The sequence below is a fragment of the uncultured Senegalimassilia sp. genome (assembly GCF_934636665.1).
Taxonomy (GTDB): domain Bacteria; phylum Actinomycetota; class Coriobacteriia; order Coriobacteriales; family Eggerthellaceae; genus Senegalimassilia.
On the sequence record NZ_CAKUAT010000011.1, the window covers coordinates 1 to 21,265 of the forward strand.

The 21,265-nt window shown below is 63.7% G+C and carries 19 protein-coding genes and 2 pseudogenes; 12 read left to right on the forward strand and 9 right to left on the reverse strand.

What is annotated here, in order from left to right:
- Positions 1-50 precede the first annotated feature (50 nt).
- The 6 genes from cbiE to cobM are packed head-to-tail and all read right to left on the reverse strand — an operon-like array spanning position 51 to position 6,047.
- On the reverse strand, positions 51-1,523 hold the full coding sequence (gene cbiE / locus Q0G75_RS05605) for a precorrin-6y C5,15-methyltransferase (decarboxylating) subunit CbiE (protein ID WP_294417860.1): 1,473 nt from the start codon (positions 1,521-1,523) through the stop codon (positions 51-53).
- Positions 1,511-2,254: a precorrin-3B C(17)-methyltransferase gene (cobJ, locus tag Q0G75_RS05610; protein ID WP_294417886.1), complete on the reverse strand. Its 744-nt coding sequence runs from the start codon at positions 2,252-2,254 to the stop codon at positions 1,511-1,513. The genes cbiE and cobJ overlap by 13 nt, the downstream gene beginning before the upstream one ends.
- The gene (locus Q0G75_RS05615; protein WP_294417862.1) at positions 2,254-3,345 is read right to left on the reverse strand and encodes a cobalamin biosynthesis protein; all 1,092 of its coding nucleotides are present in this window, start codon (positions 3,343-3,345) and stop codon (positions 2,254-2,256) included. Before Q0G75_RS05615 ends, cobJ begins: the two co-directional genes overlap by 1 nt.
- A gap of 42 nt (positions 3,346-3,387) precedes the next feature.
- Positions 3,388-4,077: a precorrin-2 C(20)-methyltransferase gene (gene cobI / locus Q0G75_RS05620; protein ID WP_294417864.1), complete on the reverse strand. Its 690-nt coding sequence runs from the start codon at positions 4,075-4,077 to the stop codon at positions 3,388-3,390.
- Positions 4,070-5,254 carry a cobalt-precorrin-5B (C(1))-methyltransferase CbiD gene (gene cbiD, locus Q0G75_RS05625; protein WP_294417867.1) on the reverse strand — a complete coding sequence of 395 codons (1,185 nt, stop codon included), beginning with the start codon at positions 5,252-5,254 and terminating at the stop codon, positions 4,070-4,072. Before cbiD ends, cobI begins: the two co-directional genes overlap by 8 nt.
- Before the next feature lies 1 nt (position 5,255).
- Complete coding sequence (cobM, locus tag Q0G75_RS05630; RefSeq protein ID WP_294417870.1) at positions 5,256-6,047, reverse strand: precorrin-4 C(11)-methyltransferase; 792 nt, start codon at positions 6,045-6,047, stop codon at positions 5,256-5,258.
- 530 nt (positions 6,048-6,577) lie between these two features.
- Here cobM and Q0G75_RS05635 point away from each other — a divergent pair.
- From Q0G75_RS05635 to Q0G75_RS05685, 11 genes and pseudogenes are all read left to right on the forward strand, one after another.
- The gene (locus tag Q0G75_RS05635; protein ID WP_294417872.1) at positions 6,578-7,504 is read left to right on the forward strand and encodes a sirohydrochlorin cobaltochelatase; all 927 of its coding nucleotides are present in this window, start codon (positions 6,578-6,580) and stop codon (positions 7,502-7,504) included.
- 144 nt (positions 7,505-7,648) lie between these two features.
- On the forward strand, positions 7,649-8,182 hold the full coding sequence (locus Q0G75_RS05640) for a hypothetical protein (RefSeq protein WP_294417874.1): 534 nt from the start codon (positions 7,649-7,651) through the stop codon (positions 8,180-8,182).
- Positions 8,183-8,345: 163 nt separating this feature from the next.
- Positions 8,346-9,758, forward strand: coding sequence for an ABC transporter substrate-binding protein (locus Q0G75_RS05645; protein ID WP_294417876.1), 1,413 nt, complete (start codon positions 8,346-8,348; stop codon positions 9,756-9,758).
- Positions 9,759-9,780: 22 nt separating this feature from the next.
- A complete protein-coding gene (locus tag Q0G75_RS05650) occupies positions 9,781-10,803 on the forward strand; it encodes an iron ABC transporter permease (protein ID WP_114620020.1) in 1,023 nt (340 codons plus the stop codon).
- A gap of 114 nt (positions 10,804-10,917) precedes the next feature.
- Positions 10,918-12,105 carry an ABC transporter ATP-binding protein gene (locus tag Q0G75_RS05655; protein WP_294417880.1) on the forward strand — a complete coding sequence of 396 codons (1,188 nt, stop codon included), beginning with the start codon at positions 10,918-10,920 and terminating at the stop codon, positions 12,103-12,105.
- A gap of 144 nt (positions 12,106-12,249) precedes the next feature.
- Positions 12,250-12,459 (forward strand): annotated as a pseudogene (locus Q0G75_RS05660) (transposase); the annotation flags it as partial.
- A 123-nt stretch (positions 12,460-12,582) separates the two neighbouring features.
- A pseudogene (locus Q0G75_RS05665) lies at positions 12,583-12,958 on the forward strand (IS3 family transposase); the annotation flags it as partial.
- 573 nt (positions 12,959-13,531) lie between these two features.
- Entirely contained in the window at positions 13,532-13,858 is a 327-nt protein-coding gene (locus Q0G75_RS05670) for a hypothetical protein (RefSeq protein ID WP_294417093.1), read from the forward strand.
- 358 nt (positions 13,859-14,216) lie between these two features.
- Positions 14,217-14,615 carry a hypothetical protein gene (locus Q0G75_RS05675; RefSeq protein WP_294417091.1) on the forward strand — a complete coding sequence of 133 codons (399 nt, stop codon included), beginning with the start codon at positions 14,217-14,219 and terminating at the stop codon, positions 14,613-14,615.
- Positions 14,616-14,916: 301 nt separating this feature from the next.
- Positions 14,917-15,555, forward strand: coding sequence for a hypothetical protein (locus Q0G75_RS05680; RefSeq protein WP_294417090.1), 639 nt, complete (start codon positions 14,917-14,919; stop codon positions 15,553-15,555).
- A 15-nt stretch (positions 15,556-15,570) separates the two neighbouring features.
- On the forward strand, positions 15,571-16,449 hold the full coding sequence (locus Q0G75_RS05685; protein ID WP_294417088.1) for a hypothetical protein: 879 nt from the start codon (positions 15,571-15,573) through the stop codon (positions 16,447-16,449).
- An 87-nt stretch (positions 16,450-16,536) separates the two neighbouring features.
- On the opposite strand, the gene Q0G75_RS05690 is transcribed toward Q0G75_RS05685, so the two are convergent.
- On the reverse strand, positions 16,537-17,739 hold the full coding sequence (locus tag Q0G75_RS05690; RefSeq protein ID WP_294417085.1) for a dihydroorotase: 1,203 nt from the start codon (positions 17,737-17,739) through the stop codon (positions 16,537-16,539).
- Positions 17,736-18,959 (reverse strand): hydantoinase/carbamoylase family amidase, encoded by a 1,224-nt coding sequence (locus Q0G75_RS05695; RefSeq protein WP_294417883.1) that lies wholly within the window; start codon positions 18,957-18,959, stop codon positions 17,736-17,738. Before Q0G75_RS05695 ends, Q0G75_RS05690 begins: the two co-directional genes overlap by 4 nt.
- A gap of 244 nt (positions 18,960-19,203) precedes the next feature.
- Between Q0G75_RS05695 and Q0G75_RS05700 the strand changes: the two genes are divergently transcribed.
- The gene (locus Q0G75_RS05700) at positions 19,204-20,421 is read left to right on the forward strand and encodes an MFS transporter (RefSeq protein WP_294415943.1); all 1,218 of its coding nucleotides are present in this window, start codon (positions 19,204-19,206) and stop codon (positions 20,419-20,421) included.
- Between the two features lie 447 nt (positions 20,422-20,868).
- Here Q0G75_RS05700 and Q0G75_RS05705 read toward each other — a convergent pair whose 3' ends face one another.
- On the reverse strand, positions 20,869-21,072 hold the full coding sequence (locus Q0G75_RS05705) for a cold-shock protein (protein WP_042436473.1): 204 nt from the start codon (positions 21,070-21,072) through the stop codon (positions 20,869-20,871).
- Positions 21,073-21,265: the final 193 nt, after the last annotated feature.

Here is a 21,265-nt window from a genome sequence, read left to right on the forward strand (position 1 = left end):
GCCGCTCCCGCTCGAGGGCGCAGCGACCATGAAGCGCGGGATGGACGTGCTCACCGGGCGCCGCCTTCCCCACCTGCGGCGTTGCAGTTAGCAAACGAGACCACCTCAACGGATGGGCTCCCCTCGGCAGAGGGGTCCTCCCCGACAGGCGACTCAGCAAGCGCCCCGACTTCGGCAAGCTCCTCGGCATCCGCGCCCGCACCACGCGCGCTGACGAGGAACACGGGGTTTTGCGCCTTCATAAGATGGTGCGAGCCTACAGCCTCGGCGCGGGCGGCCGACACCTGGCACGCCTCGAACCCCTTGAAGCGCGAACCCGAGAGGAGCGCGCACGCCTCGGTGAGCGTCTCAACGGTGACGCATGGCACGCACAGGCGAACCTGCGAGTTCTTCTCGAGCGCCGCCTCCACGATGGAGGGAAGCTCGCCCGCGCTCCCGCCGACGAACACGGCGTCGGGGACGGGCAGTTTCGCGAGCGCTTCGGGGGCGACGCCGGGGACGGCATGCACGTTGCCGCACCCGAATGCATCCGCGTTCTCTCGGATGAGCCGCACGCCGGCCGCGTTGCGCTCGACCGCCCATACCGACCCCGCTCGCGCGACGAGCGCCGCCTCGATCGACACGCTCCCCGTGCCGGCGCCGACGTCCCACACGGTGTCGGTCGCGGTAAGGCGCAGCTTCGCGAGCGCGACGGCGCGCACCTCCTGCTTGGTCATGGGAACGTCGCCGCGGATGAAGAGCTCGTCGGGAATGCCCGAGGAAGCGTACGGCCAGCGGGAGCTCGCGGCGCGGGATGCGCCCGCAGAGTCCGCCGCGGAAGAAGCCGCCGCGGGCGCAGACGCGCCGGCCGACGCCTCGGAGGCTGCGCTAGAGCCCGCGGGCGACCCGGCGCCGCCTGCGAACTCGATAAGCATCACGTTCAAGTCGTCGAACGTCTGACCTGCGATTTCACTTGCGGTCGCGCAGGTGATGCGCTCGTCGGGGTACGACAGGCGCTCGGCCACCGTAATGCGCGCGTCCCCGAAACCCGCCTGCACAAGCTCGCCCGAAAGCCGCGAGGGGTCTTCCCCGCCCGACGTGGCGAGGAAGAGCTCACCTGCGCGCTCGGCCTCGGCCACGATGTCGCACGCCACGCCGTGAGCGCTCGCGAAGCGCCAATCCTGCCATGGACGCGCGAGGCACGCGGCGAGATACGACGCCGAGCTTATGCCGGGAATGACGCGCACGTCCACCTGCGCGTCGCCGGAGAGCACCTCCACCAGGCGGCGCGCGCCGCTGAACAGCCCCACATCGCCCGTCATCACGACCACGGCGCGCTGCCACGACGCCGCATCGGTGAGCGCGGCGACGATGTCCGCCGTCTTCACGAGCTCGCATCTCACCACGTCGGGCGGCACGTCGATGCCGGCAAGCGCGCGATGAGCGCCGATGACCACGTCGGCGATGTCGATCGCGTCGAGCGCCGCGCGCGAGAGCAAGTCGGGGTTTCCGGGCCCCGCCCCGATGATCGTTACCTTTCGCATGGAATCTCCCGATACCCGCGCGGCGTGACCATACGGCCGCCTACGCGCTTCGTGTCCGCGTTGCCGACGAACACGGTGGTGAACATGTCAGCGTCGAACTCCCCCAGTTCGGAGAGCCTGCACATGCCCGACTGCTGCCCCTCGCGCCCGATGTTGCGTACCCAGCCGCAGAGCGTGTCGGGGGCCTTCCATTCGAGCATGATCCCCGCCGCGCGCGAGAGCCTGTCGGCGCGCTTTCTGCTGCGCGGGTTGTACAAACAGATGCAGAAGTCGGCGCTCGCCACGGCGGCGAGCCTGCGCTCGATGACCTCCCACGGCGTGAGCAGGTCGGAGAGCGACACGACCGCGAAGTCGTGGGCAAGCGGGGCGCCGAGCACCGCCGACCCGCTCTGAGCCGCGGTGACCCCGGCGATAACTTCCACGTCTACATCGGGGTAGTCCTCCGCAAGCTCCAGCACGGGGCTCGCCATGCCGTACACGCCCGCGTCACCGCTGCACACGAGCGCCACGGCTTCTCCGCTCTGCGCGCGCGAAAGCGCCAGGCGGCACCGTTCGACCTCGTGCATCATCGGCGTCGCGAGATGCGCCGCGTCGGGCACGGCGGCGAGCGCGAGCTCCACGTATTTCGTGTACCCCACAACGATGTCGGCCGCCTCGAGCGCGCGCCGGGCCGCAATCGTCATGCCGTCGGGGCCGCCCGGGCCGATCCCCACCACGAAGAGCTTTCCCATCACCGCTCCTTAAACGAAAGTTCGATAGTTACCTTGGAAAACGCGACGGTCACGCCGCTGCGAGCGAGCTTCGGGAAGATAAGTTTGCCCCCGTCCGCGAGCGCCGCGCGCTCGCACACGTTGTCGACCCCCACCGTCGCGCGCACGAAATCAGATGGCGAAACGCTGCCTTCGACCTGCGACAATTCCTCTGCGGAATACGTCGCAAGCGGGATATTGCGAGCGCGGCAGAAGGCGAGCAGACCCTCCTCGTGCGCCTTCACGTCGATCGTCGCCGCCTCGCGCACGGCCGAAGGCGAGATACCCGCCTGCCCGCACGCGAGAAGAAACGCCTCCTCGATCGCTTCGGCGCACGCACCGCGACGGCACCCTATGCCCGCAACGATGCAGGGCACGACAAGGCGAAGCGGCTCGGGCGCAGGCGCCTGCGCCCGCACGCCCGCCGGCTTCCCCGTCCCACCGGCGGGCACGACCTCGCCCGTTGTCTCCGCCGCGCGAACGGACGCACCTGCATTCGCGCCAGCGAACGGCGACACGACGATATCGGCCCGAGCGCGGTCGGACGCAATGTCAACCCCCTCAGGCGGCTGTCCCGAAATCGGCATGTCGGAATAGAGCGCCACGCGCCCGCCCGAAAGCAGCCGCGCCGACACTCGCTTGATGGCCTCGGGATTCGAAACGGCGAGCCCCGCACAGCGCGCCCACGTATCCACCGCCCACACGCCGCGGACGTCGGTCGCCGTGGTGATGACGGGGATGGCCCCTGCCGCGCGTGCCACAGTTTGCGCAAGCTCGTTCGCACCGCCCAAATGCCCCGACAAAAGCGGGACGGCAAAGCGCCCCGCCTCGTCGATCGCCACAACCGCGGAATCGTTTGCCTTCGAGGCGACATGCGGCGCGATCGCCCGCACGGCGATGCCCGCCGCGCCCACGAACAGAAGCGCGTCCGACGCTTCCCACGCGAGCGCCGTCCATGCGCGCAGGTCGGCCTTCCCCTCGCCGAACCCGCGCGAAACGGAAACGTCCCAGCCAGGGTCATCTTCACCTGTCTGCGCGCAATCGGAAAGCGCGCGTGCGGTGCGCTCCGCCAACGCATACCCCCTCTCAGTGAACGCTATGCAGGAAACCCTCATCTAGCGCACCACCATCGTCGAGAAGTAGCTGCCCCGATCGGGCACATCGTCGAGCGAGCGGTACACGCGCTCGCCCGGAAGCCCACAGTCCTCTACGAGCTCGGCACCGTCGAAGGCGCCCTCCTCGCGAAGGATGCGCTTCGTGTCCGCAAGCGAGCGGCGCGCCTTCATGACCACCTTCGTCCCCGGCCAGCCGATTGCGCGGCGCACGTCGTCGTAGCCGCCGGGCACGATGTGCAGAGGCGACGACATCTCGGGCGTGAGGTCGCGCTCGAGCGCCGCGGCGACCGCGCAGAAGCTCGGCACGCCGGGAATGGCGCGCGCCTCGAACCCGCGGGCGCGCACGTCAGGCACTATGCGCTGGAAGGTGGCGTAGATGCTCGGGTCCCCCAGGTTCAGCAGCGCGACGTCGCGGACCGCATCCAGGTGCGCGACAAGCTCGCGAACAAGCGAGGCATGCTCGGCCGCGCGGCGCTCGGCGTCGCGCGTCATCGAGAATCGCACGGGGATCACCGTCTTGCCTGTAAGGTCGACGGCGCCGCGCACGATGTCGAGCGCGACCATGACCCCGTCCGCCGTCTGCGGTGCGGCGATGACCGGACACGATTCGATTGTGCGGACGGCCTTGATCGTGAGCAGCTCGGGGTCGCCAGGCCCCGTGCCCACCCCGTACAGCACGCCTTTACTCATACGTCGCCCCCAATTCCCCGATAACTGCATCGGCGCCCGACGTGCGGAAAAGCTCGCGGCGCTCGGCGTCGAACACGACCGCGGCGATGTCGCATGCGCCCGCCGCGCGGCGGCGCAACCTGTCCTCGATTGCCGCAGCGAGCGAGGCGCGCGCAGCGTCCCCCACGCCGGCGGCCTCGATTACCTCGAGCGCCGCCGTGGTCGTGACCGACGACATGATCTCGCGCACGGTCTTCGCGCCCGCGCCGGCCAAGGCCGCGTGGGCGGTCAGAATCTCCGCGCGGCAGTCGGCGGTACGCGAATGGGTGTCCATGATGCCGCCCGCGACCTTCACCAGCTTGCCGATGTGCCCCACAAGAAGGACATTGGTGAATCCCTCGCGAACGCAGCAATCAATCGCATCGCCCACGAAGTTGGAGATGACGACCACCGGCGCACCGTTTAGGTGGAAATGCCCCGAGATGAACTGCTCGCCGTAGTTGCCGGGCGTGAGCACGACTCCGCGCCGCCCCATAGCCGCATGCTGCCGGATCTCGAGCTCGATGCTGTCGCGCAAGGCAGCGAGGCTGCGCGGCTCGACGATGCCCGTCGTGCCCAGGATGGAGATTCCGCCCTCTATCCCCAGGTGCGGGTTGAAGGTCTTTTCGGCAAGGGTAACACCCTCGGGTACCGAAATCGTCACAGCAATATTTCCAGAAAAGCCGTACGCGGCGCACACCTCGCGCACCGCCGAAGTGATCATCGCGCGCGGCGTCGCGTTGATGGCGGCCGCCCCCACCGGCTGCTCGAGCCCGGGCAACGTCACGCGCCCCACGCCCACGCCGCCATCGACGGAAACTTCCGATTCGCGCGCGGGCACGCCCTTGCTGCCCGCAGCGCCCGTGCCCGACCCCGCATGTTCCACGCGCGCGTACACGAGCACGCCGTCGGTCACATCGGCATCGTCGCCTGCGTCCTTTCGCACGGCGCACTGGGCGCACCCCTCGCCGATGCATGCGTCGACCACGTCCGCCTCGACGGGCAGCCCGCCGGGGGTGACAATCGACACGCGGCCGACGGGCTTTCGCGACAAGAGCATCTCGCAGGCCGCCTTCGCCGCGAGCGCGGCGCAGCTCCCCGTGGTGTAGCCGCAGCGCAGGCGGGTCGTCCCGGTATATATGTAGTGCTCGAAGGCCACGCTAGCTGCTCGCCTTCCGATACCCCGTGGCAAACGAAGGGTCGTAAAGCTTGCTGCGCTCGTACGACTCCGCTTGCGCGCCGTCGTGCGCAAGCCCGCCGCGAGCTCCGAGCACGCGGCCCACCACCACGAGCGCCGTGCGGTCGATGCCCTCTCGCGCGCCCGCATCGGCGAGCGTGCCCACTGTGCAGCGCACCACGCGCTCCTCAGGCCAGGTCGCCTTGTACACGAGCGCCGCCGGCTCGTCGGAGCTGCGGCCCGCGGCCAAAAGCTCGGCGGAAAGCTCGGCGAGCATACCCGAGCTCAGGAAGATGACCATAGTCGAGCCGCTTTCCGCCATGGTGCGCATGCCCTCGCCCGCGGGCATGGGGGTGCGCCCGGAAAGCCGCGTGATCACGACCGACTGGCTGATTCCCGGCAGCGTGTATTCCTGGCGAAGCGCCGCCGCGGCACCGCAAAAGCTCGACACGCCGGGCACCACCTCGTAGTCCACGCCGCGCGCGTCGAGCGCGTCCATCTGCTCCTGGATGGCGCCGTACAGGCACGGGTCGCCCGTGTGCAGGCGCACCACTTCCTCGCCCCGCGCATCCGCCGCGCACATCACGTCGAGCACTTCCTCCAAGGTCATGTGCGCGCTGTCGTAGACGACGCAGGATTCCCTGCACTCGGCGAGCAGCTCGGGGTTCACAAGGCTCCCCGCCCAAACGACCACGTCGGCCGCGCGCAGAAGACGCGCCCCGCGCAGCGTGATAAGGTCGGCGGCGCCCGAACCTGCGCCAACGATATGAATCATCCGAGCCTTCCCTTCCCGTTTCTCATCGCAACCGTTTACGCCGCCCTTCGTCGCGCAGCGGGCAAAACACGGCGCCCGCAGCGGCAATCGGCGCAAATACGTAGGCAGGAGGCGCAATGCCGCCCGCCCTGGCTTTGACACGCCCACAAACGCCCACTATCATAGTAGCAGTTTCGGCAACGAGCATATGACAATCGAATAAAAGGAAACGACCGGCGCGGCGCCCGCACAGCCCGCGCTGGCTTGCGGAGGGAACCAGGTGGGAATCCTGGGCAAGGGACATTACTGTGTAGGACGCGCGGGCGAACCGCCTCGCGCCCCAAGCCAGACTGCTTCGCCTTTTCCTCACGGCATCGCCGTGGCGTTAGCTCCTTGTGAACCCCGAGGAGCGCGCTTCCCTTTCGAATGAGCCGGCCGCAGCCGGCAAGAAACAGGCGCGCTATCCCTTTGCGGACGAGCGCGCTTTTCTTTTGCTTGTGCCGATAAGCAACTGTCGCCGGGGGACCGGCAAACCGAGGAAAGGGAAAACCATGTCCGACCAGATGTCACGCCGCGGCTTCATGGGCGCCGCAGCAACCGGAGCCGTCGCGCTCGCCGGAGTCGCGCTCGCGGGCTGCTCCAGCACCTCCGCGAGTTCCGAGAAATCGAGCGAAAAGGAGAAGGCCGTGAAGCCGGTCATCCTCGTCACGAGCTTCGGCACGAGCTACAACGACTCGCGCCACATCACCATCGGCGCCATCGAAGACGCTATCCGCGAGAAGTACTGGCAGGACTACGACATCCGCCGCGCCTTCACCGCGCAGATCATCATCGACAAGCTGAAGAAGCGCGACGGCATCACGATTGACAACATGACCGAGGCGCTCGACCGCTGCGTGGAAGACGGCGTGAAGGAAATCGTCGTGCAGCCGACGCATCTCATGGCTGGCCTGGAATACACCGACGTGAAAGACGAGCTCGACAAGTACGCCGACAAGTTCGACAAGATCTCGCTCGGCAACCCGCTGCTCACCTCCGACGACGACTACAAGAAGGTGGCCGCAGCCATTAAGGAGAACATGGCGTCCTTCGACGACGGCAAGACGGCGCTGTGCCTCATGGGCCACGGCACCGAAGCCGATTCCAACGCCGACTATGCCAAGATGCAGGAAGTGTTCAAGAACGAGGGCTTGACGCAGTTCTTCGTCGGCACCGTCGAGGCTGAACCGACCTGCGAGGATGTTATCGCCGCCGCGAGCGCCGCAGGCTACAAGAAGGCCGTGCTCGCGCCGTTCATGGTGGTCGCGGGCGACCACGCGAACAACGACATGGCAGACGAGACCGACCCCGACAGCTGGGCTGCGAAGTTCGTGGCCGCCGGCTTCGAAGTGACGTGCCTGCTCCAGGGTCTGGGACAGAACGTCGCGGTCGACGACATCTACGTCTCGCACGTGGACGACGCCATCGCCAAGCTGTAAACTCGCCGCGCACGGGGGCGCCGGTCGCGTCCCCGTGCAACGGGCATGCGCCTTCCCCGACCGACGGCGCATGCCCGTTGCATTCGCATCCCGCCCGCCCACCGCACGGCGCGGGCGGTCGAACCGATTGGAAGGAACCCCTCCATGTTGAAGAAAACCCTCGCCTTCGCCCTGTCGGCGGCGCTTTGCGCGTTCTCGCTCGCCGGCTGCGCCGGAAATTCAAGCGACAGCGCAAAGGCAAGCGATGCCGATTCCCAGGAAAAGACCGAACAGGCGGCCGATGCGCCCGAGGGCGCAAGCGCTGCCCCCATCACCGCCGACAAGGTGGCCGACGGCACCTATCCGATCACCGTAGATTCCAGCTCGAACATGTTCAAGATTGTGGACGCCCAGCTCATCGTGGAAAACGGCTCCATGCACTGCGTGATGACGCTTTCCGGCACGGGCTACGGCAAGCTCTTCATGGGCACGGGCGACGAGGCTGCCGCCGCGAGCGAGGCCGACTTCATCCCCTATGTGGAAAACGCGGAAGGCAAGTACACCTACGACGTGCCCGTTGAAGCGCTCGACGAGGACACCGCCTGCGCCGCGTGGAGCATTAAAAAGGAACAGTGGTACGACCGCACGCTCGTGTTCGAATCCGCCGGCGTCGATCTGCGCGCCGACGCGCTGAAGTAACGCCATGCAGTCGATTCTTCCCAAGGGGGAAAGCAGGAAGCGCCGCAGCATCGCGGCGCGCGCGATCGCCTGCGTTCTCGTCGCCCTGCTCGCGCTTCCCTTCGCGGGGTGCAGTGCGAGCCCGAACACGACCGGTGGCACGGCGGGCTCTCAGGAATACACTGTGAGCGTCTCGCTTTCCGGTGGGTCAGGGCGCACAAGCATCGCCTCACCCACCACAATTGTGAAGGATGGCGACACCTACACCGCAACCATCACCTGGTCGAGTTCGAACTACGACAAGATGACCGCCGACGGCGTGGACTACGCGCCCGTAAACGACGGCGGCAACTCCACGTTCGAGATACCCGTCACGCTCGACGAGGACATCGCCGTGTCGGCCGAGACCGTCGCCATGTCGACGCCGCACACCATCGACTACACGCTCTACTTCGACTCATCCACCATGAAGGAGAAATCGGGCGACGATGCAAGCGGCGGCTCCCCTGCGGGAACGGCTTCAAGCGCCGCGGCCGACTTCCACAACGCCGATTTGGGCTGCGGCTGGGAGCCGACGGGGGCGCTTCAGCTTGAATACGCCGAGCACTTCACTGTCGACGAGTTCGAAGGCGGCCTGCGGCTTATCTGCGTTTCGAACGGGGAGCGCTTCCTCGTGGTACCGCAAGATGCGAAGGTGCCTGATGGGTTGAGCTCCGACATCGCGGTCATAAGGCGCCCCGCCGACAAGGTGTACCTCGTGTCGTCGGCGACGATGTGCCTGGTCGACGCGCTCGATGCGAACGACAATATCTCCATGTCGGGCACGAAGGCCGACGATTGCTCGGTCGCGGGCTTCAAAAGCGCGCTCGAAAGCGGGGCGATCGCCTACGGCGGCAAGTACAGCGCGCCCGACTACGAGCGAATATCGGCCTCGGGCTGCACGCTCGCCATCGAGAACGCCATGATCAACCACACGCCCGATGTGAAGGAAAAGCTGCAGAAGCTCGGGCTCGTCGTGCTCACCGAACAGTCGTCGAGCGAGCCCGAAGCACTCGGGCGCGTCGAGTGGATTAAGCTTTTCGGCGTCCTGTTCGACAAGGAAGACGAGGCCGCGCACCTGTTCAACGAGCAGAAGGCCCGCGTCGAGCAAACGTCGGGGCTCGCGTCGTCAGGTAAAACCGTGGCGTATTTCTACATTAACTCGAACGGGGCCGCCGTCACGCGGCGGGCGGGCGACTACGTGGCGCAGATGATCGAGCTTGCAGGCGGCAGCTACGCGCTCGATGACGCACAGACGGCGTCGACGTCAGGTTCGTCAGTAACGCTCGAAATGGAGCGCTTCTACGCGACGGCGAAGGATGCCGACATCATCGTCTACAACGGAACCATCGACGAATCGGTTGCCACCTTGAACGACTTCGTAGGCAAAAACGCGCTATTGTCGCAGTTCAAAGCCGTGAAGAACGGCAACGTCTGGGTCACAAGCGCCGACATGTACCAGCAGATGACTTCTACCGCCGACATTATCGACGAGCTGCACGGGGCGTTCACCGGCGATGACGCGAGCGACTTCCATTATCTGAGGAAGCTCGGCTAGCGCCATGAGAAGCCGGCTTTCCATGGCATACGACGAATCGGGGCGCGCCGCGCGGTGTCGCGTCGTGACGGCGCTGCTCGCTGTTGCCCTCATCGTGCTCGTCGGGGCCAACCTGTGCATCGGGAGCGTGCTCGTGCCCGCAGACCACATCCCCGGCATCCTTTCGGGCGGCGCGGCCAATTCCATGGAAAGCCAGGTCATCTGGGAGATTCGCCTGCCGCGCGTGCTTTCAGCCGTGCTTCTCGGCGGGGCACTTTCGCTCTCCGGGTTCCTGCTGCAGACGTTTTTCAACAACCCCATCGCCGACCCGTTCATCTTGGGCGTCTCCTCGGGCGCAAAGTTCGTCGTCGCGCTTACGATGATCGTGCTTCTGGGCGCGAACCAGGCCATGTCCTCGCCGGCCATGGTGGCCGCAGCGTTTCTGGGCTCGCTTATCACCATCGGCTTCGTGCTCCTCATCGCACGGCGCATAAGTTCCATGGCCATGCTCATCGTGGCGGGCGTCATGGTGGGATACATCTGCTCGGCGGCGACGAACTTCCTCATCGCCTTCGCCGACGACCAGTCCATCGTGAACCTGCACAACTGGTCTTTGGGTAGCTTCTCGGGTTCGAGCTGGGACGACGTCGCGGTCATCGCGGTCGTGGTGATCACCGTGAGCGCATGCGTATTCGCGATATCGAAGCCCCTTTCCGCCTTCCAGCTGGGAGAAGCCTACGCGAAAAGCGTCGGCGTGAACGTCGCACGCTTCCGCGTGGTGCTCGTCCTTCTAGCGAGCATGCTCTCCGCCTGCGTGACCGCGTTCGCTGGCCCGGTGTCGTTCGTAGGCATCGCGGTTCCGCATCTCGTGAAGTCGGCGCTGAAGTCGTCGAAGCCCATCCGCGTGATTCCTGCGTGCTTCTTGGGAGGCGCCATCTTCTGCGCGGGCTGCGATTTGATCGCGCGCACGCTGTTCTCTCCCGTCGAGCTTTCCATCAGCGCCGTCACCGCCATCTTCGGCGCGCCGGTGGTTATCGCGCTCATGTTGAAGAAGCGGGTGAGGTAGATGGGGGAATTCGTGCCGCGGCCCAAAACGCTCGGAGGGGACATTCCATGCTTAGACAGTACTGAGCTCGCACGAAAGCGCCAGAAGGCACTTTCGGCTCGTGCTGAGCTGCGCGTGGAACGCCCCCTCCGAGCGGAGTCGAACCTCGAAACCCCGGTCGAAACGCAGGCTGACGGAGCGCCGCTTTTCCGCATAAGCGACCTGTCGGCGGGCTACGACAAGAAGGTCGTAGTCGAAGGCGTCGATCTGGAGGTTCGCGCGGGCGACGTCGTGGCGCTCATCGGGCCGAACGGCTCGGGCAAGTCGACCATCTTGAAAACCATCACACGCCATCTGGCACCGCTTGCCGGCGCGGTCGAGCTCGACGGGCGGGAGATTTCGCGATGGAAGACGGCGGAGTTCGCAAGGAACCTTGCCGTTATGCTGACAGATCGCCCCCAGACCGAGCTTCTCACCTGCCGCGATGTCGTAGAGGCGGGAAGGCATCCCTACACCGGGCGAATGGGCACACTCTCGCCCGACGACCATAGTCGGGTCGACGAGGCCATGAAAACCGCGCATGTGGAAGAGCTCGCCGAGCGCGACTTCATGCAGATAAGCGACGGGCAACGCCAGCGCGTCATGCTCGCACGCGCCATCGCGCAGGATCCGCGTGTGCTCGTGCTCGACGAGCCCACGTCGTATCTCGATATCCGCTACCAGATCGACCTGCTGCGAATACTTCGCCACCTTGCGAAATCGCGGAATGTGGCTGTCATCATGTCCATCCACGAACTCGAGCTCGCGCAGAAAAGCGCCGACAAGGTGATTTGCGTGAAGGACGGCCGGGTCTTCCGCGCCGGCGCACCCGGGGACATATTCACGCGCGAGACGATCGGCGAGCTCTACGGCCTTCAACATGGCACCTTCAACGAGCGCTTCGGCAGCGTGGAAATTGGGCGCCCGCACGGCGATGCGCACACGTTCGTCATCGCCGGCGCAGGTACGGGGTCGGCTGTGTTTCGCCAGCTCATCCGGCAGGGCAAGGCGTTCTACGCGGGCGTTCTGCACGAAGGGGACATCGACTGCGAGCTCGCGCGCGACCTGGCGGCGGAATGCGTGGCCGAGCGCGCCTTCGAGCCGATCGGGGATAAAACCATAGCCCGCGCCAAAGAGCTCCTCGTCCACTGCGCGCGCCTTATCGTGTGCCCCGCCGCCTTCGGCACCATAAACGCCCGCAACGCCGAGCTCGTCGAGTTCGCACGCTCGCATGGTATCGAGGTCATGCGAGCGTGCGAAGGCGCATCGGAGGATTCCCAATAGCCATTAGAGCAGCAAGGCAAATGCGTAGAGCGAAAGCGGGAGATTCCCGAGCGCAATGAGACCTGTTTATGTCAAGCAGGCGATGAACAAAGGGGACTGCGGTGGAAATCCTGGACCGAAATGAGGACCAGGAGGACCATGAGAATGTATAGCGCAGAGCAGAGAAAGAAGGCCATCGAGACGTTCGCCAGGTTCGGCTGCAGCGCCGCCGAGGTGGCCGGCAGGTACGGCGTCTCCCGTGCCGTGCCTTACGTCTGGCGAAGGGAGATCCTGGGGCATAATGGAGGGGCGCCCGAAGAGAAAGGTGCTCCCGTGAGCAAGCGATACGATGAGCTGCCGGATGGCGTCGAGGAGCTGGAGAAGATGCAATCCGACCTGAAGGCGCAGGTCAGGAAGCTGCAGCTCGAGATAGACGTGCGCCAAGCGACGCTCGAGATCCTAAAAAAAGACCCGGGCACCGACCCGAAACGGCTGACGAACGCGGAGAAGGCGGCGGCGAACTCGTCGCTTCTGGGCGCATGCTCCCAGCTCAAGGCGGGCGAGCACCCCAAGGAGCACAGCGACCGAGGCTGCCATTATCGCTGGCCCGGGTGGATAAAGATATGCGACGATCACGGCATCGTGAGGTCGATGTCGAGAAAGGGCTGCAGCCCGGACAACGCGCGCCGAAGGCTTCTTCGGAAGGCTGAAGATAGAGTTCTTCTACGGCAGGGACTGGAACGGGGTCACGCTTGACGAGTTCGCGGACATGCTCGACGCTTATCTCAGATGGTATAGGGACGTCAGGCTGAAAAGCGACCTGGACTACAGGAGCCCAATGCACTATCGGAGGGATTTGGGGCTAATCGCCTAACCCGAAACGGTCCAGGATTTCCACCGCAGTCCCCTTTCGTCAATATCGCTTCTACAACGCTCGGCGTCGTTCCCGCAAGATTCTTGCCCAAGCTCGCGAATCTTTAGGACGGGCAGACCTTTGTCGCCAGCACTAGGTCGGAATGTCTGCATTGCCAGGCCATTCTTGTAGTCGGCAACATCCAACAAAGATACGGTATCCCAAGTTTCATCGACCGTATTGAGGGACTGTTCAAAGTACAAGTCAAACAATTCTTCTAAATAGCCATTTAGCGGAGTGCTTTATGTTCACCATGGCGAGTCTCAGCATATGCCGATAAGGAAAAATACTTAAACGAATCCCCCTCTGCCCCGTAAATTTGTCCGCGCTCCCAATAGCACCCACCACCTATTAACGCCGCCGCCCATAATGACCCCACTCGTGGCTTGATGCCGAGAACGACGCTAACGCCCATCACAGCGCCACTGCTAGAATTGAAATAGTTTTTGAGGGCGCGTTTCAGTGCGAACTCGTTAATACAGGCGGCGAAAAACACCTGTTCAACAAACAATTCCCCAAAGGAGGAATCTGGTAATGATATCCATTGAGGAGTTCGAAGAGATTTACAACTTGATTCCTGGCGAGCCCAAGTTCGAGCTTTGGTTCGACAAAAACGGCCCCAGCTACATGATCATCAAATATGCCGATTGCGCTACTTTTCAGCGTTGCGGTAACGGGCCTCGCGGCAGTGGTGAGTTCGAATACCCAAGCCTGGACGCACTTCTTAGCGCCGACCTCCTCGACGGATTGAATCTTCGCAGGGACTGGAGTCGTATTCAAGGCATCATCGCATCGGAAAGCTGGCATCTAAACAACCCGAACGACCTTCAGCACCTGAAGCAACATTATCATCGCAACTAAAGTTCGCGCGCTATCTCCGCCCACCGCGCGGACGAAGGCTGACACCCACGCGCAAGTGCGCCAAGAAACCGACCGACCACCTAAGACTGGGGTCCACCGCCAGTGAGACAATACCCGCAACCAACCATCCAGCAGGAAACGCGGCATGACAGGCAACCACGAACAGCATGTCCAGGCAACTTGCAACCCGAAAGCTCGCAACAGCCGCAACCAACCCCACCCCGTCAACCAACTCCCAGGAGGATCAATGACCGCCGAATTGCTGCAGACCGGAGCAACAGAATTCCGCACCCCATTGGGAGCGTTTCGTATCACAGGGCCGCACGGGCCCGCGCCTTTCACAGTCTTGCAGCACCCCGTGCCGGATTCTCACAAGGGCGCGCTCAAGCAGTACTATTCCCTCAGCATCAGCCTTGACGAGCTCGTCGCGGACGAAGCGTATGTGATCGAGTTCGACGGCCCGGACCTTGCATACGCGGACTCCGACGAGTTCGGCCAGTTGAACGAAACGATCGCGAACGGCATCACGGTCGGTATCTCCGGATTCAACCCGAACGAGCAGAAAATCACGTGGCCCGAAGGCCCCTCGCCGGACCTTAAGGGCTACTACATCATCTGGGACGACCCGCGCGAAGGATGGTTCACCATCGTGAAGTGCCAAGACCCGGGCACCTATAATCACGCAAGCATCGACATCGGCTGGCTGCCCACCGACCAGACCCACGGCGACGAACTCGCGCTCGCGCTGTTCTACTAGCCTGCCGCTTCCCCAGCAAAACGAGCTAGCTAATCGAAAAGCAAAAAGCTGTGAAATCGTCAGCTGAAACGCCGTGACGCGCATCGGCGGCTTCCTATTAATTAGCTACCAAAGCAAATAGCCGAACCCACCCTCTTCTCGCGCACTTGCATTTCCATCCTAGCGCGGACCATTCGAAGCACCTTCCGCTGGGGGGGTGTCCCCCTTGCAGATTTGTTGCACAACAAATCTTGCTTGTGACGTAGTAGGTTTCTCGTATCGACCGAAGTTGTTGAGATTCGGATATACGGGAGGAACCGATATGGGAATGATGTATACACGCAGACGCTTCTTAACGATTTCCGCCACGATGGCTGCCGCCGCCTCAGCAACGGCGATGTTCGGTTGCAGCAGCAAGGATTCGGACGCTGCGGCGAACGACAGCGCCAAAGACGCGAAGAAGCAGGAGGATTCACAGCAAGAAGAGCCGAAGGCAAAGGAGCCCGGCACCTCTGCCGACAACCTCATCGAAATCAAATTAGGAGATACCATCCATCTCGACGATGCAGCGCTCACCATCGAGTCGAACGACGGCTTCGCTGAAGAACTGCGAGGAACAGACCCGACATTCTCGTTGAAAATCGAATCGGGCAAAGTCGCGCTGCTCGTTCGGTGCTCTTTATATTACGAAGGGAAATCGGAGGCAAGGCCCGAAAACTGCTTGGTCGCGCAGGTTCTGCTCGATGGAGACTACAAATACAAGGCCTCGGTCAATGACACCGAATCCATCGTGAAAAGCATCTCGCCGCTCGAGACGCGCGGCATCACGTTGTGCGCGCAAATCCCCGAAGATGTTGCGAGCCAGCTGACCAATCCCGTACTCATCTTACGCGCCGCCAAGAGGTTCGACCCCGCGGATAAATCCAAAGATACCGTCTACTACCGCTGCCCGCTTTCTTAAGGGAAAGGCCGAGAGATGAAGCACGCGAGCCGATTGGCGGCCGCAGCCCTCGCCGTCGCGCTTTGCGCCGGCGTTGCAGGGTGCGCCTTGGCAGACCCGGACGTCAAAGCCGCCCAGGACTCCATCACTTCGATTGGCGAAGTCTCGCTTGAATCCCACGACACCATCGCCGCTGCCCGCGCCTCGTACGACACGCTAACCGACGAGCAAAAGGCAAAAGTGTCGAACGCACGCAAGCTTGACGACGCCGAGCAGGCGTGGCAAGAAAAGTACGGATCCCGAATCGACGAGGCCGAGGAGGCCATCAGCACCATAGGCGCCGTCACACTGGACAGCGAAGCCGCCATCGACCAGGCCGCCGCAGTTTATCACGCGCTTTCGACAGACGAGAAGACCTTCGTGTCGAACCGCAACGATCTTGCGACCGCCCAAAACACGCTCGCCAAGCTAAAAAAGGAGGAAGCCGATAAGCCGAAGCCATTCGCCGTCGGTGACGCCACAGACAACGCGAAGTGGCACGTAGCACTCACTACAGCCTATACCGCGGAAGAGGTAGCAGATCCAACCACCCTCGATCTATTCCGCGCAGAGGACGGCTGCTTTCTTGTCATGGAGTTCGACGTGCGAGGCGCGGAAGGCTGCCGCGAGACGATCGACGAGAAGGTCATCACCGATATCGCAGCAACCTACAACGGACAGACATACAAGAAGTTCGACTACCAGGCTGGCGGCTTCGCCATCTTCACCTCCGCCCGCAATACGATATTCGACTGGGACGGGACGTCATCAGTGCACTTGTACGAGTTCACTCAACTTCCCGCGGATGCGCTCGGACAGCATGCGGACGTAGCGCTCAAAATCCTGGGAGAAAACAAGGAGATTGGCTTAAACTAGCCCACCAGCAAATCCCCCGGCAGCGCCACACAGCACTGCCGAGGGAAACCTCGCAGCAAGCAACCTCTACCCCGACCCGGGGCGCCCTCACTCGCCGTCCTCGTATACCACGTTGCCGGCACAGATGGTGTACTTCACCTTCCCGTAAAGGTCCTCCCCCGCAAACGGGGTGTTCGCCGCCTTCGAGACGAACTTCGGTCCCACATGCCAGCGTTCGCCTTCGTTGAAGATCACCAGGTCGGCGTCGGCGCCTTCCGCGATCGCGCCCTTGTCCAGCTTGTAGAGCTTCGCCGGGTTCAGGCTCATCTTCTCGATCAGCTGCATGAGCGTCAGATGTCCCTTGCGCACAAGGTTCGTGATGCCCAGGGCAAGCGCGGTCTCCAGCCCGATGATGCCGCTGGGCGCCTCGGCGAACGGCTTGGCCTTCTCCTCTGCGGAATGCGGCGCGTGGTCGGTGGCGATGATGTCGATCGAGCCGTCCTTCAGGCCCTCGATGATAGCGTATCGGTCCGCCTGCGTTCGCAGCGGCGGGTTCATCTTCGCCATCGTGCCCTTCTCCAGCACGGCGTCCTCGGTCAACGAGAAATGGTGCGGCGTTGCCTCGGCCGTCACGTGCGCGCCCGTGTGCAGCGCCAGCATGCAGTCGCGCGCCACCAGCACGTCCTCGGCCAGCGCGGACGCGCCGCCCAGCCCCAGCGCCTTCGACACGGCGCCCTGGTTCACGCCCGGCGACTCGATGAACGCGCGGTCCTCCTCATGGAACGAAAGCGGCAGGTCGAGCTTCGCCGCGCGCTCCATCGCGCACTTGACCAGGGCCTCGTCCATCAGCGGGATGCCGTCGTCGGTGAAGCCCGCGGCGCCGTGGGCGGCAAGCTCCTCCATGTCCACCAGCTCGCGCCCCTGCATGCCGCGGCTGATGGTCGCGCACGTCAGCACGTTGATACCGCAGCGCGCGCCGCGCTCGAGCACGTAGCCGAGCGTCTCCACGTTGTCCACGGGCGGCTTCGTGTTCGCCATGCACACCACGCTGGTGAACCCGCCTGCCGCGGCCGACGCGGCGCCGCTTTCGATGTCCTCCTTGTACGTGAAGCCCGGATCGCGGAAATGCACATGCACGTCCACCAAGCCCGGAGCCACTACGCAGCCCTTCGCCTCGATGATGCGCTCGTAGTCCTCCGAGCGCTGATACTTGCCGATCTTCGCTATCTTGCCGCCGTCTATCACCAGATCGAGCACATCGTCGATGCCGCGCGCAGGGTCGATGACGCGGCCGTCTTTCACCAGGATCATAGCGCCTCTTCCTTCAAATGCTCGTACATCACCATCGCGCCATCGAGGATCGATTCGATGGTGGCGAACTCTTTCTTGTTGTGGCTGATGCCCTTCACGCACGGGATGAACACCATGCCCGTGTCGCAGATGTGCGCGAACGACATGGCGTCGTGACCTGCGCCGCTGATCATCAGCCGATGCGGGATGCGCAGGCGTTTCGCCGCGTCGAGCAGCTTCTGCTGCGTCTCGGACGACATCTCGATGGGCGGGATGTCGGAGGTTTTCTCGCGGAAGTACTTGAGGCGGCGCTTCTCGCAGATGCGCGTGCACGCGGCCTTCAGACGCGCCTCCATGCGGTCGAGGCTGGCCACGTCGATGCCGCGCATGTCGATGCCCAGCTCCACCTCACCGGGGATGACGTTGAGCGCGTTGGGGTGGTTCGTTATGACGCCCACCGTGGCCACGGACTGGTGCATGGCCTCGGACTTGCCGATCTCCTCGACTTCCAGGATAATCTCGGCCGCCGCCGCAAGCGCGTCGGAGCGCATGCCCATGGGCGTGGCGCCCGAATGCTCCGCGCTGCCGTGCACATGCACCTTGAAGCGGCGCGGGCCGGCGATGGTGCTCACGATGCCCACGGCGTCGCCGTATTCCTCCAGGACCTTGCCCTGCTCGATGTGCAGCTCAAGGTACTCGCGGATGCCCTGGATGCGATCGGGCGTCAGGCTGTAGCCCTTGCGGTCGAACACTTCGTGCAGCGTCTCACCCTGCTTGTTCACGGCCTCGCCCACGTCGTGCTTGTAGATCTCCTTGGTGATAAGGCCGCTGCCGATAGTGCTCCTGCCGAAGTTGCTGGACTCCTCGCAGCGCATGGCGCCCACGCGAATGGGCAGGTCAAGGCCGTCGCGTTCGGCCCAGCCCATCACCAGCAGCCCGGCGATGATGCCTGCGACGCCGTCGTAGCGCCCGCCTTCAATCACCGAATCCAGGTGCGAGCCGACCAGCCAATAGGGCTCGTCCATGCTGTACTGCGGGCGGTACAAGTAGGTGTTGCCCACCTGGTCGGCGAAGTGGCCGTAGCCCTTCTCCTCGCCGAGCGCGCACAGGGCCCGGTGCATCTCGTCCTCGACCTCGGTGTAGCCGAGCCGGGTCACGCCGCCCGACTCGCAGCTGCCGATGCCGTAGAACCGGTCGAAAAGGTATTCTGCATACTCAACGTCTTCGATAGCGTGCCGCATAGCTTCTCCTTTCGCATATCGGCATGGTAGCCTAACGCGCCGGGGCAGCCTGCGACCACCACCGAAACCGCACTTCACAGGCACGAAATCGGAGTTTGCGCAACGGGATGGGCCCACGCAGCGGGCGCCGTTTTCGCCGTTGTATTTCGGGAACGTAAAATCTGCAACAAACCCTTGCAAATATTCGATATGAGAGTATTTTAATTGAAAGTTTGACCACTTGCGGAATGAGATGGAAATCACTATGCCACACAAAGAAAAAGCTTCCGAGATGAAGCACTACGCCGGCAAAGCCGTGTTCTCCGCGGCCATCGGCCACGCGCTCGACGGCCTGGACCTCATGATCTTGAGCTTCGCGCTCTCCGGCATCATCGCCACCTTCGGCGTTGACAACGCCACCGCCGGCTCGCTCACGTCCATCACGCTGGCGGGCGCCTTCCTGGGCGGCCTGGTCTTCGGCACGCTGGCCGACAAGCTCGGCCGCATCAGGGTGCTGACCTACTCGGTCATCTTCTTCGGCGTGTTCACCCTGTGCTCCGCCTTCGCTCCCAACTTCGAGCTGATGGCGCTGTTCCGCTTCCTGGCGGGCCTGGGCATCGGCGCCGAGTTCGGCTTGGGCATGGCCATCGCCTCCGAGGTTTCCAGCCCCGCTAATCGCGCGAAGGCCACTTCCGCCGTCGGTCTGGGCTTCCAGGTAGGCGTGCTGGTCGCCTCGCTGGCTTCCGCGCCCATCATCGCCGCGTTCGGTTGGCGCGGCCTGTTCGCGGTCGGCGTCGTGCCCGCCATCGTCGCCATCATCATCCGCGCGTTCGTCCCCGAGCCGCCCATCTTCGAGGAGCACAAGGCCTCCGGCAAGAAGCACGGTAACCTGACCAGCCTGTTCAACTCGCCCACGCGCATCAAGTACTCCGTGATTATCATCATCCTGTGCACCGTGCAGAACGCCGGCTACTTCGGCATCATGACCTGGCTGCCGAAGTACCTTAACGGAGAGCTGGGCCTGAGCCTGACCTCCACCGGCATGTGGACCGCCGTCACCGTCATCGGCATGATGATCGGCATCTCGGTGTTCGGCTGGCTGGCCGACAAGGCCGGCCGTCGCCCCGCGTTCTGGACCTTCCAGATCGGCGCCGCCGTCATGATCATCATTTACAGCCAGCTGACCAACCCCACGGCGCTGCTGTTCGGCGGCTTCTTCATGGGCATGTTCGCTAACGGCATGATCGGCGGCTACGGCACGCTGATCGCCGAGCTGTTCCCCACTGAGGTGCGCGGCACGGCGCAGACCGCGCTGTACAACGCCGGCCGCTTCATCGGCGGCGCGTCGGCCCCGGTTGTCATCCCGATCATCGCCGCCGGCCACGGCTTCGGCTTCGCCATCGGCTGCGTGGCCTGCATCTATGTGGTCGCATTCATCGCGATGTTCTTCCTGCCCGAGAAGAAGGGCTCCGACCTGGAGTAACAGGCGGCAAAGTAGGCTGGTGCGCCGAGTGCGCTTGCCAGTTCGATCACGCTTGCAAGTTTGCAATGGCGTCGTCCCGCAAGGGGCGGCGCCTTTTTGTTGCAGCTAGCACGAAAAACGCGACGACTCACCGACCCCCTGTCATGCTGTCGCGGCACGTCCGGCACCGTTGCGCTCGCCCGAATCCCGTCGCAAGATCGGAAAGTCGATACGTCTGCGTTTTAACCTCGCATCCGGCACTAGCCCGCTTCGGGAAAGCCTCATACGCCCAGCTCACAGGCTTGGACGATTGCAGGCTACTGCGCCGTACGCCATTTAAACACAGACGTATCGACTTTCCGCCCCGCAGCACCCGTTCCCAATGCGACGCATGCGGGCCGGGCATCAAAAAAGCCCCTGCGCAGCACACGCAGGGGCTTTCAGCTACCTGTTTAAGAAAGCGGTGGGTTACAGACGAACCACGTTGCTTGCCTGGAGCTTGCCGTTCTGACCAGTGGTCACGTCGAAGGAAACAGCCTGGCCCTCGTCGAGGGTCTTGAAGCCGTCCATCTTGATCTCAGAGAAGTGCACGAACAGGTCCTCGCCGTCGTTCTGAGAGATGAAGCCGTAACCCTTCTCGGGGTTAAACCACTTAACAGTACCTTCCGCCATTTTAAATCCTCTTTTCTCTCCCGCGCTATCGCACGGGGGTAACACTGCGCGTTGCATGGCGGCAACACTCGCCCTCACCTCGAGAGCACGCGTTCCATCATACGCTAACAGCCAAAGAAAACGTCCGGGAATCTGGCAGGGCGGGAAGATTTAACGTTGTGTTGTCAATGCAGCGCGATCGGCGGCCGGAAAG

Bases quoted from the DNA above. Each gene is read 5' to 3' on its own strand.
- cbiE (WP_294417860.1), bottom strand. From the start codon at position 1,523: ATGCGAAAGGTAACGATCATCGGGGCGGGGCCCGGAAACCCCGACTTG.
- cobJ (WP_294417886.1), bottom strand. From the start codon at position 2,254: ATGGGAAAGCTCTTCGTGGTGGGGATCGGCCCGGGCGGCCCCGACGGC.
- cobI (WP_294417864.1), bottom strand. From the start codon at position 4,077: ATGAGTAAAGGCGTGCTGTACGGGGTGGGCACGGGGCCTGGCGACCCC.
- cobM (WP_294417870.1), bottom strand. From the start codon at position 6,047: ATGATTCATATCGTTGGCGCAGGTTCGGGCGCCGCCGACCTTATCACG.
- Q0G75_RS05635 (WP_294417872.1), top strand. From the start codon at position 6,578: ATGTCCGACCAGATGTCACGCCGCGGCTTCATGGGCGCCGCAGCAACC.
- Q0G75_RS05640 (WP_294417874.1), top strand. From the start codon at position 7,649: ATGTTGAAGAAAACCCTCGCCTTCGCCCTGTCGGCGGCGCTTTGCGCG.
- Q0G75_RS05650 (WP_114620020.1), top strand. From the start codon at position 9,781: ATGGCATACGACGAATCGGGGCGCGCCGCGCGGTGTCGCGTCGTGACG.
- Q0G75_RS05670 (WP_294417093.1), top strand. From the start codon at position 13,532: ATGATATCCATTGAGGAGTTCGAAGAGATTTACAACTTGATTCCTGGC.
- Q0G75_RS05680 (WP_294417090.1), top strand. From the start codon at position 14,917: ATGGGAATGATGTATACACGCAGACGCTTCTTAACGATTTCCGCCACG.
- Q0G75_RS05685 (WP_294417088.1), top strand. From the start codon at position 15,571: ATGAAGCACGCGAGCCGATTGGCGGCCGCAGCCCTCGCCGTCGCGCTT.
- Q0G75_RS05690 (WP_294417085.1), bottom strand. From the start codon at position 17,739: ATGATCCTGGTGAAAGACGGCCGCGTCATCGACCCTGCGCGCGGCATC.
- Q0G75_RS05695 (WP_294417883.1), bottom strand. From the start codon at position 18,959: ATGCGGCACGCTATCGAAGACGTTGAGTATGCAGAATACCTTTTCGAC.
- Q0G75_RS05700 (WP_294415943.1), top strand. From the start codon at position 19,204: ATGCCACACAAAGAAAAAGCTTCCGAGATGAAGCACTACGCCGGCAAA.
- Q0G75_RS05705 (WP_042436473.1), bottom strand. From the start codon at position 21,072: ATGGCGGAAGGTACTGTTAAGTGGTTTAACCCCGAGAAGGGTTACGGC.